This window comes from Stenotrophomonas sp. 71799_Sma (genome assembly GCF_056482505.1).
Genome location: NZ_CM151202.1, coordinates 1,404,685 through 1,418,434 on the forward strand (window position 1 = coordinate 1,404,685; position 13,750 = coordinate 1,418,434).

13 protein-coding genes are annotated in these 13,750 nt (G+C 67.3%); 7 read left to right on the forward strand and 6 right to left on the reverse strand.

Annotated elements, in window-relative coordinates:
* Positions 1 to 31: 31 nt before the first annotated feature.
* Together ACZK4Z_RS06505 and ACZK4Z_RS06510 are read right to left on the reverse strand one after the other, a co-directional pair.
* Positions 32 to 577: a GNAT family N-acetyltransferase gene (locus tag ACZK4Z_RS06505; protein ID WP_004150340.1), complete on the reverse strand. Its 546-nt coding sequence runs from the start codon at positions 575 to 577 to the stop codon at positions 32 to 34.
* Between the two features lie 95 nt (positions 578 to 672).
* Positions 673 to 1,530 (reverse strand): 23S rRNA (adenine(2030)-N(6))-methyltransferase RlmJ, encoded by an 858-nt coding sequence (locus tag ACZK4Z_RS06510; protein WP_024958156.1) that lies wholly within the window; start codon positions 1,528 to 1,530, stop codon positions 673 to 675.
* 35 nt (positions 1,531 to 1,565) lie between these two features.
* On the opposite strand from ACZK4Z_RS06510, the gene creB reads away from it, so the two are divergent.
* The 7 genes from creB (at position 1,566) to ACZK4Z_RS06545 (ending at position 9,380) form a co-directional block, all read left to right on the forward strand.
* Entirely contained in the window at positions 1,566 to 2,291 is a 726-nt protein-coding gene (gene creB / locus ACZK4Z_RS06515; protein ID WP_080355454.1) for a two-component system response regulator CreB, read from the forward strand.
* A 3-nt stretch (positions 2,292 to 2,294) separates the two neighbouring features.
* Entirely contained in the window at positions 2,295 to 3,755 is a 1,461-nt protein-coding gene (gene creC, locus ACZK4Z_RS06520) for a two-component system sensor histidine kinase CreC (protein WP_125895781.1), read from the forward strand.
* Positions 3,756 to 3,836: 81 nt separating this feature from the next.
* Positions 3,837 to 5,156, forward strand: a complete 1,320-nt coding sequence (creD, locus tag ACZK4Z_RS06525; RefSeq protein WP_110711667.1) for a cell envelope integrity protein CreD — start codon at positions 3,837 to 3,839, stop codon at positions 5,154 to 5,156.
* Positions 5,157 to 5,166: 10 nt separating this feature from the next.
* Positions 5,167 to 5,577: a hypothetical protein gene (locus ACZK4Z_RS06530; protein ID WP_125895780.1), complete on the forward strand. Its 411-nt coding sequence runs from the start codon at positions 5,167 to 5,169 to the stop codon at positions 5,575 to 5,577.
* A 142-nt stretch (positions 5,578 to 5,719) separates the two neighbouring features.
* Complete coding sequence (locus ACZK4Z_RS06535; RefSeq protein ID WP_121503870.1) at positions 5,720 to 7,297, forward strand: M20/M25/M40 family metallo-hydrolase; 1,578 nt, start codon at positions 5,720 to 5,722, stop codon at positions 7,295 to 7,297.
* A gap of 153 nt (positions 7,298 to 7,450) precedes the next feature.
* Entirely contained in the window at positions 7,451 to 8,854 is a 1,404-nt protein-coding gene (gltX, locus tag ACZK4Z_RS06540; RefSeq protein WP_478451241.1) for a glutamate--tRNA ligase, read from the forward strand.
* 34 nt (positions 8,855 to 8,888) lie between these two features.
* Positions 8,889 to 9,380, forward strand: coding sequence for a Fur family transcriptional regulator (locus tag ACZK4Z_RS06545; protein WP_004150412.1), 492 nt, complete (start codon positions 8,889 to 8,891; stop codon positions 9,378 to 9,380).
* A gap of 32 nt (positions 9,381 to 9,412) precedes the next feature.
* Here ACZK4Z_RS06545 and ACZK4Z_RS06550 read toward each other — a convergent pair whose 3' ends face one another.
* From ACZK4Z_RS06550 to ACZK4Z_RS06565, 4 genes are all read right to left on the reverse strand, one after another.
* Positions 9,413 to 10,027: a hypothetical protein gene (locus tag ACZK4Z_RS06550; RefSeq protein WP_125895778.1), complete on the reverse strand. Its 615-nt coding sequence runs from the start codon at positions 10,025 to 10,027 to the stop codon at positions 9,413 to 9,415.
* Between the two features lie 114 nt (positions 10,028 to 10,141).
* The gene (locus ACZK4Z_RS06555; RefSeq protein WP_125895777.1) at positions 10,142 to 11,302 is read right to left on the reverse strand and encodes an HlyD family secretion protein; all 1,161 of its coding nucleotides are present in this window, start codon (positions 11,300 to 11,302) and stop codon (positions 10,142 to 10,144) included.
* 10 nt (positions 11,303 to 11,312) lie between these two features.
* Positions 11,313 to 12,986, reverse strand: coding sequence for an MFS transporter (locus ACZK4Z_RS06560; protein WP_293799423.1), 1,674 nt, complete (start codon positions 12,984 to 12,986; stop codon positions 11,313 to 11,315).
* Positions 12,986 to 13,552: a TetR/AcrR family transcriptional regulator gene (locus ACZK4Z_RS06565; RefSeq protein ID WP_293799425.1), complete on the reverse strand. Its 567-nt coding sequence runs from the start codon at positions 13,550 to 13,552 to the stop codon at positions 12,986 to 12,988. Before ACZK4Z_RS06565 ends, ACZK4Z_RS06560 begins: the two co-directional genes overlap by 1 nt.
* Between the last annotated feature and the right edge of the window lie 198 nt (positions 13,553 to 13,750).

Consider the following 13,750-nt stretch of genomic DNA (forward strand, 5'->3'; position numbering starts at 1 on the left):
ATGACGCGCCGGGCGATGCCCGGCGCATCCATCAGTTGTCCAGCTCCAGCACCATCCGCACCAGGCCTTCGGCACCGGTCGGGTGCGGGACCGGCTTGAAGCCCAGCGAGGCGGCCAGCTGCTTCATCGGCTCGTTCTCGGCGGCAACGTCGCCGTAAAGACGGTCCAGGTACTTGCCGCGGCCCCACTTCACCAGCTTGCGCATCAGCTGCCGGCCGAGGCCCTGGCCAATGAGGAAGCGGCTGATCAGGATCGCGTACTCGGCTTCACGGGTACCGGGGATGATCGAGGCCCGGGCGACCGCGCCGACCACCGCTTCGCCAGCGGGCAGGGATTCGGCTGCGACCAGGGTGATCTCGGTCTTGGGATTCGGGTGGGTCAGGCGCTGGGTGGTTTCCGGCGACAGCTCGGTCACCGCCTGCAGGAAACGATCACGGATTTCTTCCGGCCCGAACAGGCTGAACGCCGCTTGCAGCGGCGCGCCATCTTCCGGGCGGATGGGGCGGATCAGCAGCTCGTGGCCGCTGGGAGCCTTGAAGATCTCATGCCAGGGCGGCATGCGGTTGCGAGTGGCCATACCGGGTGATTCCTTGGTGGTCCATCGATTGTGGCATCACCGGGGCTGCATTCCGTGAACGAAAGGCTCACAGCGGTACAGCCTCGTGAAGGCCGTTATTCGGGGGCTTTGAGCCAATCCAGGCGGGTGCTGGCACCGGGTTCACCCAGGTGCTGGCGCAGCGCCGGCAGGGCCGGGCCGACCACCCGGTCGAACTGCCAGGGCGGGTTGAGCAGCAGCATGCCGCTGCCGTTGAGGCGCAGCGGCGAGTCGTCCGGCCGCACCAGGAACTCGATCGTCATCGCCGATTTCACCGGCAGGGCGGTGGCCTTGCGCAGGAAGTGCAGGATGGTGCGGCGCTGCTTGATCGGGAACCACACCGCGCAGGTAGCCTGCGGCCAGCGCGCCAGGGTCTCGGCCAGCGCGGCCAGGACGGCCTGGTATTCGGCGTCCTGGGCCTCGTAGGGCGGGTCGATCAGCACCAGGCCGCGGCCGATCTTGCTGCCGTTGAACTTCGGCGGCAGCAGCGAGCGCAGCAGCGCATAGCCATCGCCCGCCCGCACGTCGACGCGGCTGTCATGGGCGAACAGGGCCTTCAGCGTGGCCGTTTCGGCTTCCTGCAGCTCACAGACCGCCATGCGGTCCTGCGCGCGCATCGCCTGCGCGCTCAGCAGCGGCGAGCCCGGGTAGTTGGTCAGGGCGCCCACCGGATTATCGGCCTGCACCGCCTTCAGATAGCGCTCGACCACCTCCGGCAGCTTGGGCTGGGCCATCAGCCGCATGATCCCGGATTCAGCCTCGAGGGTCTTGCGGCTCTCTTCGCTGGCCAGCAGGTAGCGGCCGGCGCCGCCGTGGGTGTCGAGCACAAAGAACGGGCTGTCCTTGCGCTTGAAGCTGTCGATCAGGGCCAGCTGCACGATGTGCTTGAGCACATCGGCGTGGTTGCCGGCATGGAAGGCGTGGCGATAGTTCATGGGCGGCAGTGTACGGGGCGGCGGCCGCAGCGGCTATGCTGCGCGCCATGACAGCTCCTGTTGCCCATGTCCTGGTGGTCGAGGACGAAGCCGCCATCGCCGAAACCGTGCTCTATGCGCTGCGCAGCGAGGGCTATGCCGCCAGTCACTGCCTGTTGGGCGGTGAGGCCCTGCAGCGGCTGCAGGCCGGCGATATCGATGTGCTGGTGCTGGACGTGGGCCTGCCCGATCTTGGCGGCTTCGAGGTCTGCCGGCGGCTGCGTGCGCAGCCGGGGCCGGCGGCGCAGCTGCCGGTGATCTTCCTGACCGCGCGCAACGACGAAGTGGACCGCGTGCTCGGCCTGGAGCTGGGCGCCGACGACTACATGACCAAGCCGTTCTCGCCGCGCGAGCTGGTCGCACGGGTGCGTGCACGCCTGCGCCGTGCGGCGCCGGTCGTCGCAGCGCCCAGCGCCGATGCGGGCTGGCAGGAGCATGGCGCGTTCGCCATTGACCGCGAGGGCCGGCGCATCCGCTTCCGCGGCCATGCGCTGGACCTGACCCGCTATGAGTACGCACTGCTGGAAGCGCTGCTGCAGCGCCCGGGTGCCATCCTCAGCCGCGCGCAGCTGATGGACCGGGGCTGGGACAGCAGTGCCGACAGTGCCGACCGCACCGTCGACACCCACGTCAAGACGCTGCGCGCCAAGCTGCGCGCGGCCGGTGCCAGCGACGACCCGATCCGCACCCACCGTGGCCTCGGCTACGCGCTGGAGGTCTAGCCGATGCGCCTGGTACTGAAGCTGTTCCTCGGCTTCTTCCTGATCACCGGCATCGCCGCGTTCTTCGTGATGCGCGTGTTCGTCAACGAGGTGAAGCCCGGTGTGCGCCAGGCGATGGAATCGACCCTGGTCGATGCGGCCAACGTGCTGGCCGAGATGGCCGCCGCCGACGTCAAGGACGGCACCATCCGCAGCGGCAGCTTCACCCGCAACCTGGCCAAGGCGCGGCAGCGCGACCTGAAGGCAATGGTCTGGCGTTTCCCCAAGCGCTCGCTGGATTACCGGGTGACCATCACCGATGCCAAGGGCATCGTCATTTACGACTCGCTGGGTCGTGACCTGGGCCGCGACAATTCGCGCTGGAACGATGTCTACCGCACCCTGCGCGGTGAGTACGGCGCGCGTTCCAGCCCCGAGATTGCCGGCGAAGAGGGCGATACGGTGATGCATGTGGCGGCGCCGGTATATGACCCGGCCGACGGCCGCACGCTGATCGGCGTGCTCAGCCTGGCCCAGCCGAACCGCAGCATCGATCCGTTCATCGCTGCCAGCCAGCGCGCCATCATCGAGCGTGGTGCGTGGCTGATCGGGCTGTCGGCGCTGGTCGGCGTGCTGGTGACGATGTGGCTGACCACCGGCCTCGGCCAGCTCAGCCGCTATGCACGCGCGGTCAGCGCGGGCGAACCGGTGCCACCACCACGGCGCCGCCGCGACGAGATCGGCGATCTCGGCCAGGCGCTGGAAACGATGCGCCAGAAGCTCGAAGGCAAGGCCTACGTCGAGCAGTACGTGCAGTCGCTGACGCACGAGATGAAGAGCCCGCTGGCGGCGATCCGCGGTGCCGCCGAGCTGCTGCAGGAGCCATTGCCGGAGGCCGATCGCGTGCATTTCGCCCGCAGCATCGTCGACCAGCAGGAGCGGCTGACCGAGACCATCGACAAGCTGCTGGCGCTGGCCGAAGTGGAACAGCACGGCTGGCTGCAGACGCGTGACCCGATCGCGCTGCCGGCATTGCTGGCCGATGCGGCGGCGGCCGCGCAGGTGCGCGCGCAGGCGGCCGGCGTGCAGGTCCGCATCGGCAGCGTGCCCGACCTGCGGGTGCAGGGCGACGCCTACCTGCTGCGGCAGGCACTGCACAACCTGATCGACAACGCGATTGCCTTCTCGCCGGCCGGCGCGGAGATCGCGCTGCAGGCCGAGGTGGACGGGCAGGGCGTGCGCCTGCAGGTGGCCGACCGTGGCGCCGGCATTCCCGACTACGCGCGTGAGCGGGTGTTCGAGCGCTTCTATTCGTTGGCCCGCCCCGGCAGCGGGCGGCGCAGCTCCGGCCTGGGCCTGCCGTTCGTGCAGGAGGTCGCGCGCCTGCATGATGGGCGTGCCAGCGTGGATATCCGCGAGGGCGGCGGCACCGTGGCCAGCCTGTGGCTGCCTTTGGGTGTGCCAGGCCAGCGCCCGCGCCGCTGACTTCACACTCGCTTCAAATTCGCCACAAACCCTGCTCACCGCGGCGGTCCATCCTGCAGCCCTCTCCAACGAGGATGGACCATGAAATCCCTGAAGATGCTGCTGCGGTTCGCCATTGTCGGCGGGCTGATCCTGCTGCTGCTGGTGCCGCTGACGATGATCCGCGGGGTCATCAACGAACGTAGCGCGTACCGCGACGAGGCCTTCTCACGGGTGGCCGACAGCCGCGCCGGTGCACAGCAGCTGGTGGGCCCGGTGCGGGTGGTGCCGTGGGTGGAACGCAAGCAGGTTGAACTGGTCGACCCGCTGGGCGTCAAGAAGACCGAGGTGCAGGTCACCGAGGGGCACTGGCTGCAGATGCCGGCGTCGCTGGAGGTGGGCGGCGAGATGCTGCCGAGCCAGCGTGAGGTCGGCCTGTTCAAGGTGCCGGTGTACAGCTGGAACGGCCAGATGAAGGCGACGTTCGCTGCAGACGACTATCCGGTGAAGGCCGGCCGCAGCTATGGCCAGCCGTATGTGGCGGTGGGCATTTCCGATGTGCGTGGCCTGGTCGGTACGCCGAACCTGCGCGTGGATGGCAAGCAGCTGCGCCTGCTGCCTGGCGTTGGTGCGGCCAGCGAGGTGGGGCGAGGCCTGCACGCACCGGTGGCCGGATTCGCCGAAGACCATGGCGGCACGCTGGCTGCCAGCACCGTCGAACTCGAGCTGCGCCTGGATGGCAGCCGCATGCTGTCGGTGGTGCCGGTGGGCGATGACACCAAGATCGCACTGCGTTCGAGCTGGCCGCATCCGTCATTCAGCGGTGCGTTCCTGCCCAACGAGCGTCGCGTCGACGCACAGGGCTTCGATGCGCGCTGGGCGGTGTCTTCGCTGGCCTCCGATGCACAGCGACAGCTGCGCAATGATGGTGCGGTCGAGTCGCAGGCGGTGACGGTGTCACTGGTTGATCCGGTCGATGCCTACACCCAGGCCGACCGTGCCTCGAAATACGGCGTGCTGTTCGTGCTGCTCACCTTCGTCGGCTTCATCCTGTTCGAGCTGATCAGGTCGCTGCGCATCCACCCGCTGCAGTACCTCATGGTGGGCCTGGCGCTGGCGATCTTCTTCCTGCTGCTGATCAGCCTGTCCGAGCACATCGCGTTCTGGAAGGCCTACCTGGTCTCGGCGGTGGCCTGTATCGGCCTACAGGCGGTGTACCTGGCCAACGTGCTGGGCCACTGGAAGCGCGGCCTCGGCTTCGCTGCGCTGCTGACCGTGTTGTATGGCGCGCTGTATGGCCTGCTGGTGTCGGAGAACAACGCGCTGCTGATGGGTTCACTGCTGCTGTTCGTGATCCTGGCGCTGGCGATGTGGGTGACCCGCCGGGTGGACTGGTACGCGCTTGGCGCGGAACTGAAGTAAGGAGCACGCCATGAGCTGGCGCCAGGGATTGCGGCAACGGGCACGGCAGGGCATTCCGGCCCTGCTGGAAGTGGATGCGCTGCTGCAGGCACATGGCGTGCTGGCGGCCCTGCCGGGGGCACGGATCGCCCCCGGCCTGGTCCGCTTCCAGCTGGCGGCGGCGACCTGCGAGGGACTGCAGGGCCAGGGACTGGCCTGGCTGCAGGGCGCACGGCAGGGACGCGGTGCGCTGGCCGGCAGGGTGCCGCGCTACCGGCCATGGAAGGCCGGGGCGGAGGCGCTGGCCGAGATAGGTATCGGCGGCCTTCCGGATGGCTGGCCGGCACACGCGGCGGTGTACGGCTGCAGCAGCATCGACCGGCGGCACTGGTTGCTGCTGCTGCCCGAGCGGGCGCAGTTGTGGCTGGGATGGAGTGGATGATTCGGTTGTTCATCCACGCATGGCGTGGATCTACTGTCGCTGTCCATGACCGATGGGACGGTATCCGCGCGCCCCTGCTGGCTAGACTCGATGGGTTGATGATCGAGCCGAAGGGCAGGGGTGCGATGTGTTGAAGTGGGGCATGCTGGCCGCAGCGCTGGCGATGGGTGGCAATGCAGGCGCGCAGCAGCGCGAGCCGGTGGACCTGGACATGGTCAGCCGCATCCGCCAGGAGGCCTTCCACCGTTCGCAGGTGATGGACACCTTCAGCTACCTCACCGAACGCATCGGTCCGCGCCTGACCAACTCGCCGGCGATGGGCCGCGCCAATGCGTGGACGCGTGGCAAGTTCAACGAATGGAAGCTGGACAACGTCCACGACGAAGCCTTCGACGACTTCGGGCGTGGCTGGGAGTTCACTTCGGCCAGCGTAGAGATGCTCGGTGACCGCGTGCAGCCGCTGCATGCGCTGCCCAAGGCCTGGACCCCTGGTACCAAGGGCCCGGTTGAAGGCGAGCTGGTGCAGGTCGAGATCAAGAAGCCCGAGGACATCGAGAAGTACCGCGGCAAGCTGCGCGGCAAGATCCTGCTGCTGGGCGAGGCGCGCGAGTACAAGCGCGGCACCGAGGCGGATTCGCACCGCCACGACGCCACCTCGCTGGAGGGCCTGCAGGAGTTCACCCTGCCCAAGGACAAGGACGCCACCGCCGAGCGTGCGAAGCGGGTCAAGGAATACCAGGAACGCCAGCAGCTGGCGACCAAGGTCAATGCGTTCTTCGTGGAAGAAGGCGCGCTGGCCTCGATCAGCATCAGCAGCTGGGACAACGGCATCATCCGCGTTGCCGGTGGCGGCTCGCGCAAGGCCGGTGAATCGGTGGGCATCCCCGAACTGGCGATGATCAGCGAACACTTCAATCCGCTGGTGCGCGCGCTGGAGGCCAAGCAGACCGTGCGCCTGCGCGTGGATGTGGCTGCGCGCTTCACCGACGAGGCCGACCAGCCGGGTTACAACACGCTGGCCGAGATCCGCGGCAGCAGCAGGCCCGATGAAGTGGTGATGATCGGCGCGCACCTGGATTCCTGGCACAGTGGTACCGGTGCGGCCGACAACGCGGCCGGCGTGGCGGTGATGATGGAAGCGATGCGCATCCTCAAGGCCACCGGCGCCAAGCCCAAGCGCACCATCCGCGTGGCGCTGTGGAGCGGCGAGGAGCAGGGCCTGATCGGCTCGCAGGCCTATGTGGCCAAGCACTTCGGCCGTTTCCCGGAACCCACCGATCCGGCGCAGAAGGCGCTGCCGGCCTCGCTGCGCGAGCCGACCGGCGCGCTGCAGAAGACCCGCGACTACGGCAAGTTCCAGGTCTACTTCAACATGGACAACGGCTCGGGCCGCTTCCGTGGCATCTATGCACAGGAAAACCTGGCGGCGATGCCGATCTTCGAAGCCTGGCTGGCCCCGTTCCATGACGTCGGCGCCACCACCGTGGCCACCCGCAACACCGGCAGCACCGACCACATCAGCTTCGACCGCATCGGCCTGCCGGGCTTCCAGTTCATCCAGGACCGGCTGGACTACTTCACCAACGTCCACCACAGCCACCTGGACACCTGGGACCACGCCGAACCGGAAGACCTGAAGCAGGCCGCGGCCATCGTCGCCTCGTTCGCCTACAACGCCGCGATGCGCGAGCAGTCCTTCCCGCGCAAGGTAGAACCGTAAAAGGGGACGGAGGGGATTAAGTCGTTTCTCCCCTCCGTTTCCCGGTCGCAGCCCCAGGAGCTGGGCAATCGCGACTTAATCCCCTCCGTCCCCTTTTTCCGTCGGGGGCGGTGGGCTGGTAAAATCGGGGGATTCCCGTTCCTCGAGCCGTCCATGACCTGCCGCACCCGCTTCGCCCCCAGCCCCACCGGTTACCTGCACATCGGCGGTGCCCGCACCGCGCTGTACTGCTGGCTGGAGGCCCGCCACCGTGGCGGCGAGTTCGTGCTGCGCATCGAGGACACCGACCGTGAACGCAGCACCCAGGGCGCGATCGACGCGATCCTGGAGGCGATGGAGTGGCTGGGCCTGGACTATGACGAAGGCCCGATCTACCAGACCGACCGCGTCGCCCGTTACCTGGAAGTGGCCGAGCAGCTGGTGGCCGACGGCAAGGCGTACTACGCCTATGAGACCCGCGAAGAGCTGGACGCGATGCGCGAGGCCGCCATGGCCAGGCAGGAGAAGCCGCGCTACAACGGCGCTGCACGCGAACTGGGCCTGCCGCGCAAGGACGACCCGAACCGCGTCATCCGCTTCAAGAACCCGCTGCAAGGCACGGTGGTGTTCGACGACCTGATCAAGGGCCGCATCGAGATCGCCAACAGCGAGCTGGATGACATGGTCATCTTCCGCCCGGACGGCTACCCCACCTATAACTTCGCGGTGGTGGTGGACGACTGGGACATGGGCATCACCGAGGTCATCCGCGGCGACGACCACATCAACAACACCCCGCGCCAGATCAACCTGTACGAAAGCATCGGCGCGCCGGTGCCGAAGTTCGGCCACATGCCGATGATCCTCGACGAGCAGGGCGCCAAGCTGTCCAAGCGCACCGGCGCGGCCGACGTGATGCAGTACAAGGACGCCGGCTACCTGCCGGACGCGCTGCTGAGCTACCTGGCCCGCCTGGGCTGGTCGCACGGTGACCAGGAGCTGTTCAGCCGCCAGGAGCTGATCGACCTGTTCGACGTGAAGGACTGCAATTCCAAGGCCTCGCGTCTGGACATGGCCAAGCTGGGCTGGGTCAACCAGCACTTCCTGAAGACCGAGGACGTGGCCGCGATCGTGCCGCACCTGGTCTACCAGCTGCAGAAGCTGGGCCTGGACGTGGCCGCCGGCCCCGCCCCGGAGGATGTGGTGATCGCCCTGCGTGAACGCGTGCAGACCCTGAAGGAAATGGCCGAGAAGGCGGTGGTCTGGTACCAGCCGCTGACCGAGTACGACGAAGCGGCGGTGGCCAAGCACTTCAAGGCCGGTGCCGAAGTGGCGCTGGGCAAGGCCCGCGAGCTGCTGGCCGCCTTGCCGGAATGGACCGCCGAGTCGGTGGGCGTCGCCCTGCACGACGCGGCCGCAGCGTTGGAAATCGGCATGGGCAAGGTGGCCCAGCCGCTGCGCGTGGCCATCACCGGCACCCAAGTCAGTCCTGACATTTCCCATACCGTTTACCTGGCCGGCCGCGAGCAGGCCTTGAAACGCATTGATGTGGCCATCACCAAGGTAGCAACGGCCTGAGGCATCCTTGCCAGGCCCGAACCGGAGAACACGCATGCCCGCCAAGACCGCCACTGCCTGTACCGCCCCGCACCACCACGTCCACGACGCATCGGATTTCGTGGCGGTGGTCGAGCGTGTCTCGCGCGAACGCGGGCTGCGCCTGACCCCGATCCGCGCCAATGTGCTGAAGCTGATCGCCGAGGCCGGCAAGCCGGTCAAGGCCTACGAGCTGCTGGAATGGGTGCGCAACGGCAAGGGCGTGGGCGCTGACGCCCCGCCCACCGTCTACCGCGCGCTCGACTTCCTGATGGCCAATGGCTTCGTGCACAAGCTGGAATCGGTCAATGCCTTCGTGGCCTGCCACCATCCCAGCAGTGCCGCGCACTCGGTGCCGTTCCTGATCTGCAACAGCTGCCACAGTGCTGTGGAGCTGGAAGACCGCGAGATCGTCACCCAGCTGGAGAAGCGCGCCAAGGAGCTGGGCTTCCAGCCGCAGGCGCAGACCCTGGAAGTGCACGGCCTCTGCGCGCGCTGCGCGGGCTGAGTCGCGGCGCGTACCCGGACTGAGCTGCACGCTCAGTCCCGGGCGGCGTGCTCTTTCAGACGCTTCAGGGCGCTGCGCTGTGCGTCGACCAGTACAGGGTCGTCCACCCGCAACTGCTCGACCCAGGCGAGCGCTGGTACCGGGTCGGCATGGCGCACGAAATACAGTGCCTGCGCCAGGAAATGCACATTGGGCACCCTGGCGTCCCAGATGAGCTTGGCGATACGCAGCATCGACGCCTGCATGCCGGGTGTAACCTCAACGCCGGTCTTCCCCGAAAGCGCGGTATTGAGGCAGTAAAGCGCCTGGCAGGGCAGATCACGCGGTGTGCCCGCACGCGACCAGTCAGCGCGTTCGGCAAAGTCCAGCAGGATGGCAATGGCGGCGGGGCCACCCACATCGGCCAGTGTGCCGAGCGCGAACACTGCCAGCTGGGGGTCACCCAGCATATCGCGCAGGCCCTCAATGCCCTGGCGTCCCCAGGCGGTGCAGGCCTTGGCCCAGCCGCCGAACGGTACGACCCGGCTACCATCGCCCAGCAGGCCATCATCCGGCCAACCGTGCAGTATCCGCAGCCGCTCAATCTCCTCGCCACCTTCGGCGCCGTGCTCCTGCACGAAGGCGATCAGATCTTCCGCTTCCAGCATGTCCTTGGCCGCCCGCCTGGCCAGTGTCTCGAATTTCATCGTCTTCCAGCGATCCTGATCCAGATCCGCAACGGTAGCGGATCAATGGGGTGAAGGCAGTCAGCAGCCTGCACCCTAGTCCATCGGCTTGGACCGGGTATCCACCCGCACGATCACCGACATGCCGGGCCGCAGCTGCGCGGCCAGCGTCTGACCTTCATTGATCGATATCCGCACCGGCAGCCGTTGCACCACCTTGGTGAAGTTGCCGCTGGCGTTGTCCGGGCGCAGTACGCTGAACTCCGAACCTGTGGCGGGTGCGATCTCCTGCACGCGGCCGCGCAGCACCTGGCCCTGGAACGCGTCCACCGAGAACGTGGCCGGCTGACCGATCGCCATGCCCCAGGTCTGGCCTTCCTTGTAGTTGGCCACCACCCATAGCGTGTCAGGCACCAGGAACAGCAGCTGCGAACCGGCGGCGACGTACTGGCCCACGCGCACGCTGGCTTCGCTGATCTGGCCGTCGCGCGGTGCGTGGATCACCGTGTTGGCCAGGTCGATGCGCGCCAGTTCCAGTTGTGCCTGTGCACTTTCCACCTGGGCCTCCAGGCTCTTGCGCGCCACCTGGGTCGACACCAGCGTTTCCTCGGCGATGCGGATCTGCGCCTGCGACTGCTGCACGCTGGCCTGTGCCGAGGCCTGGGTGGTGCGGAACTTGTCGCGGTCGTTGACCGACACCAGTTGCTGCGCAGCCAGTTCCTCGTAGCGTTTCAATTCATTGCGCGAACGCTGCAGCTCGGCCTGGCCGGCCGACAGCGTGGCGTGCGCCGAAGCGATCTGCGCACGATTCTGTGCCTGCGACTGGTCCGAGTTGGCCAGTGCCGCACGTGCGCTGTCCAGCGTTGCCTGCGCCTGGGCGACACGCTGCGTGTAGATGCGGTCATCGATGCGCAGCAGCGGATCGCCCTCCCTTACGTGCTGGAAGTCCTTCACCAGCACTTCGGTCACGTAGCCGTTCACCTGTGGCGCCATCACTGTGATCTGCCCGCGCACATAGGCGTTGTCGGTCACCATCACGCTGCTGGTGAACGGCCACAGGTGCCAGGCGCGCAGGATCAGCGCAATGCCCAGCAAGGCCACCACCACCATCACCACCACGCTGCGCGCGCTGGGCTTGAGGTACTTCGGCGCGGCAGCCGGTGTCGCGGGCGTGGGCGCAGGCGCCGCATCGGTCGGCGGCGGTGGAGTGACGTTGTCGGCGTCGATGTCGTCGGGGCGGGGCGGGACGGGAGGCATGGAGGAGGACTCAGCGGGGCGCGGCCGGCGTGACCGCAGCGGGGGAAGTGGGGTGGCGCTTGCGCCATTGCTTGAGCACGGCGGTGCGCAGCGACAGCAGCAGCAACCAGCACAGGAAGCCGATCGCCAGCCATCCGCTCAGCGTGAACACGTCATTGAAGCCTCGCACGTTGGCTTCGCGGCGCGTGGTCTGCGCCAGCTGCGCGCTGCCCTGCGCGCTGCGCAGCACCGGGTCGGTGATCTGTGCGCTGTACAGCTGCTGCTGGAGGCGCAGGCGTTGTGCCACCACCGGGTCGGCCGGGTCGAGCTGGCTGGTCAATGCACTGGAGTACAGCTGCTCGCGGTGCAGCTGGAAGGTACCCAGCACCGCCGAACCGGCCAGGCCGCCCAGCGTCTGTGTGATCGACAGCGTCACCAGGAAGGTGATCATGTGGTCCACACCCTGCTTCAGCGCCGCGGAAATGCCGAGCATGATCAACGGGCCCATGAACATGCCGGCACCGATCGAGGCCAGGAACTGGCTGGCGTAGAAGTCGTGCGGCCGGTCCAGGCTGGTGCGGTGCTGGTCGAAGAACGCGGCGGCGCCCAGCAGCAGGATCGCCATCAGCAGCTGGGCGATCAGCCGTTTCGGGCCGAAGGTCAGCGAAGCGCCGGCGATGCCGACGATCACCCCGGCCAGGATCACCACGAACAGCGGCCGCATCTGGTCAGGTCCCATGCCCAGCGTGCGCATCAGGTTGACCACGCCGTAGGACTGCTCGGTGGTGAGGAAGCGGATCAGGAAGGCACCGACGATGAAATGCAGTACCGGCAGTGTCGACAGCCAACGGATCTGCAGCAGCGGATTGCGCCGGTAGTGTTCGATGATCAGTGCGACGGTGGTCAGCGCGATGGAGGCGATCAGCGCCCAGCCCAGCCACTGTGTGTTGAGCCACCAGCGCGTGTAGCCCTGCGCCAGTACGATCACCAGCAGCGCGACAGCCGGTGCGAGCAGGGCGAAGGTGAGGAAGTCCAGTGGCTCGAAGGCTTTCACCTGGATGCCGGGCGGCAGCTTCAGCACCACCACTGCCGCGAACGCGCACAGGGCGAGCCCGGCTTCGAACGAATACAGCTGGTGCCACTGGCCGGTATCGACCAGGCCTGGCGAGACGATCCAGGCAATCGGCACCGCCAGCTGCGAGAGGCCCACGCCAACCACCAGCAGGTTGCCGGTGAAGCGGCGTGGCAGCGCCTGCAGCATGTACAGCGTGCCCAGTGTCGAACAGGCGGCGCCAGCGAAGCCGCTGGCGGCACGGGTCAGCATCGTGGTCTCGAAGCTGCCAACGAACAGGTGCAGCACCGCCAGTGCTGCGTACAGACCCAGGCCGATCTCGGCGAACAGGCGGATGCCGTACTGCTGGCGGAACTTGAAGGCCAGCAGGTTGGCCGTGACGTTGACCATTGCATAGGCCGCCACCAGCCAGCTGCCCTGGGTCGGGGTCAGTGCCAGCTGGCCCTGCAGGAAGGGCAGGTTGGCGGTGACCAGCGCATTGCCGAGGCCACCGGTGATCGCCACCAGCAGCGACACCAGTGCATAGGCCACACGTCGATACGGTGGGTGCCAAGGCATCGACGCCGAACCGGGCATGGTCGGCTTCTCGTGCTCCTCCCAATCCGGAACCGGCTTCAGATACGGCTGGACCATCAGCGGGCCTCGCTGGTTGCTCCCTGGAGACCCCCGCGCAGCAGCTGCAGGGCACGCCCGGCCAGGTGGGCACGCTCGTCGCGGGTCTTGCCGCGCAGGGCTGCGCCCAGCATGCCCGAGATCAGTGAAATGTCCGTCTTCTCCAGGTCGGCACGGCACAGGCCGGCGGCCTTGGCACGGGCGATCGGTGCTTCCAGCAGATCGCGCACGGTCTCGCGCGCGGTGCGCATGGCTGGCACGTCCGAATCGACTGCACGCCAGTAATCGGCCAGTGCCGGCGAATCGATGATGCGCTGGGCCATACCCTCGAACACTTCGAAAAGGGCATCGTCGCGGTCGCCGAGCTGCTCGATCTGGCGCCGGATACGGTCGACCGTACGTTGCAGCAGTGCCTGGATCAGCGCGGTGCGGTCGGGGAAGTTGCGGTACAGGGTGGCGCGGCCCACCTGGGCGCGTTCGACCACCAGGTCCAGCGGGGCGGTGACACCGTGTTGGCCGAACACATGATCGGCGGCGTCGAGGATGAGGGCACGGCGGGCAGCAGCATCGGCACGTTGGGCAGTCATGGAATTATTTTCGGACAAAAGTGTCCGATTGGCGAGACTTTGAGTGACGGGATTGTCCGCTTGTTGTGGTACGCACATCTTTGTGACGAATGCGTGATGGATGCTCCATAAAGAGATGGGGGCCAGAAGGCCCCCATCGGATCTGCTTGCATTGGATCCACGCCATGCGTGGGCTGAGGCTGGGGTCAGAACCCATTC

Excerpts from the sequence above, each read along its gene's own strand:
- ACZK4Z_RS06560 (WP_293799423.1), bottom strand. The coding sequence starts at position 12,986 with ATGGTCCAGCCGTATCTGAAGCCGGTTCCGGATTGGGAGGAGCACGAG.
- creC (WP_125895781.1), top strand. The coding sequence starts at position 2,295 with ATGCGCCTGGTACTGAAGCTGTTCCTCGGCTTCTTCCTGATCACCGGC.
- ACZK4Z_RS06530 (WP_125895780.1), top strand. The coding sequence starts at position 5,167 with ATGAGCTGGCGCCAGGGATTGCGGCAACGGGCACGGCAGGGCATTCCG.
- creD (WP_110711667.1), top strand. The coding sequence starts at position 3,837 with ATGAAATCCCTGAAGATGCTGCTGCGGTTCGCCATTGTCGGCGGGCTG.
- ACZK4Z_RS06505 (WP_004150340.1), bottom strand. The coding sequence starts at position 577 with ATGGCCACTCGCAACCGCATGCCGCCCTGGCATGAGATCTTCAAGGCT.
- ACZK4Z_RS06535 (WP_121503870.1), top strand. The coding sequence starts at position 5,720 with ATGCTGGCCGCAGCGCTGGCGATGGGTGGCAATGCAGGCGCGCAGCAG.
- gltX (WP_478451241.1), top strand. The coding sequence starts at position 7,451 with ATGACCTGCCGCACCCGCTTCGCCCCCAGCCCCACCGGTTACCTGCAC.
- creB (WP_080355454.1), top strand. The coding sequence starts at position 1,566 with ATGCTGCGCGCCATGACAGCTCCTGTTGCCCATGTCCTGGTGGTCGAG.
- ACZK4Z_RS06565 (WP_293799425.1), bottom strand. The coding sequence starts at position 13,552 with ATGACTGCCCAACGTGCCGATGCTGCTGCCCGCCGTGCCCTCATCCTC.
- ACZK4Z_RS06545 (WP_004150412.1), top strand. The coding sequence starts at position 8,889 with ATGCCCGCCAAGACCGCCACTGCCTGTACCGCCCCGCACCACCACGTC.
- ACZK4Z_RS06510 (WP_024958156.1), bottom strand. The coding sequence starts at position 1,530 with ATGAACTATCGCCACGCCTTCCATGCCGGCAACCACGCCGATGTGCTC.
- ACZK4Z_RS06555 (WP_125895777.1), bottom strand. The coding sequence starts at position 11,302 with ATGCCTCCCGTCCCGCCCCGCCCCGACGACATCGACGCCGACAACGTC.
- ACZK4Z_RS06550 (WP_125895778.1), bottom strand. The coding sequence starts at position 10,027 with ATGCTGGAAGCGGAAGATCTGATCGCCTTCGTGCAGGAGCACGGCGCC.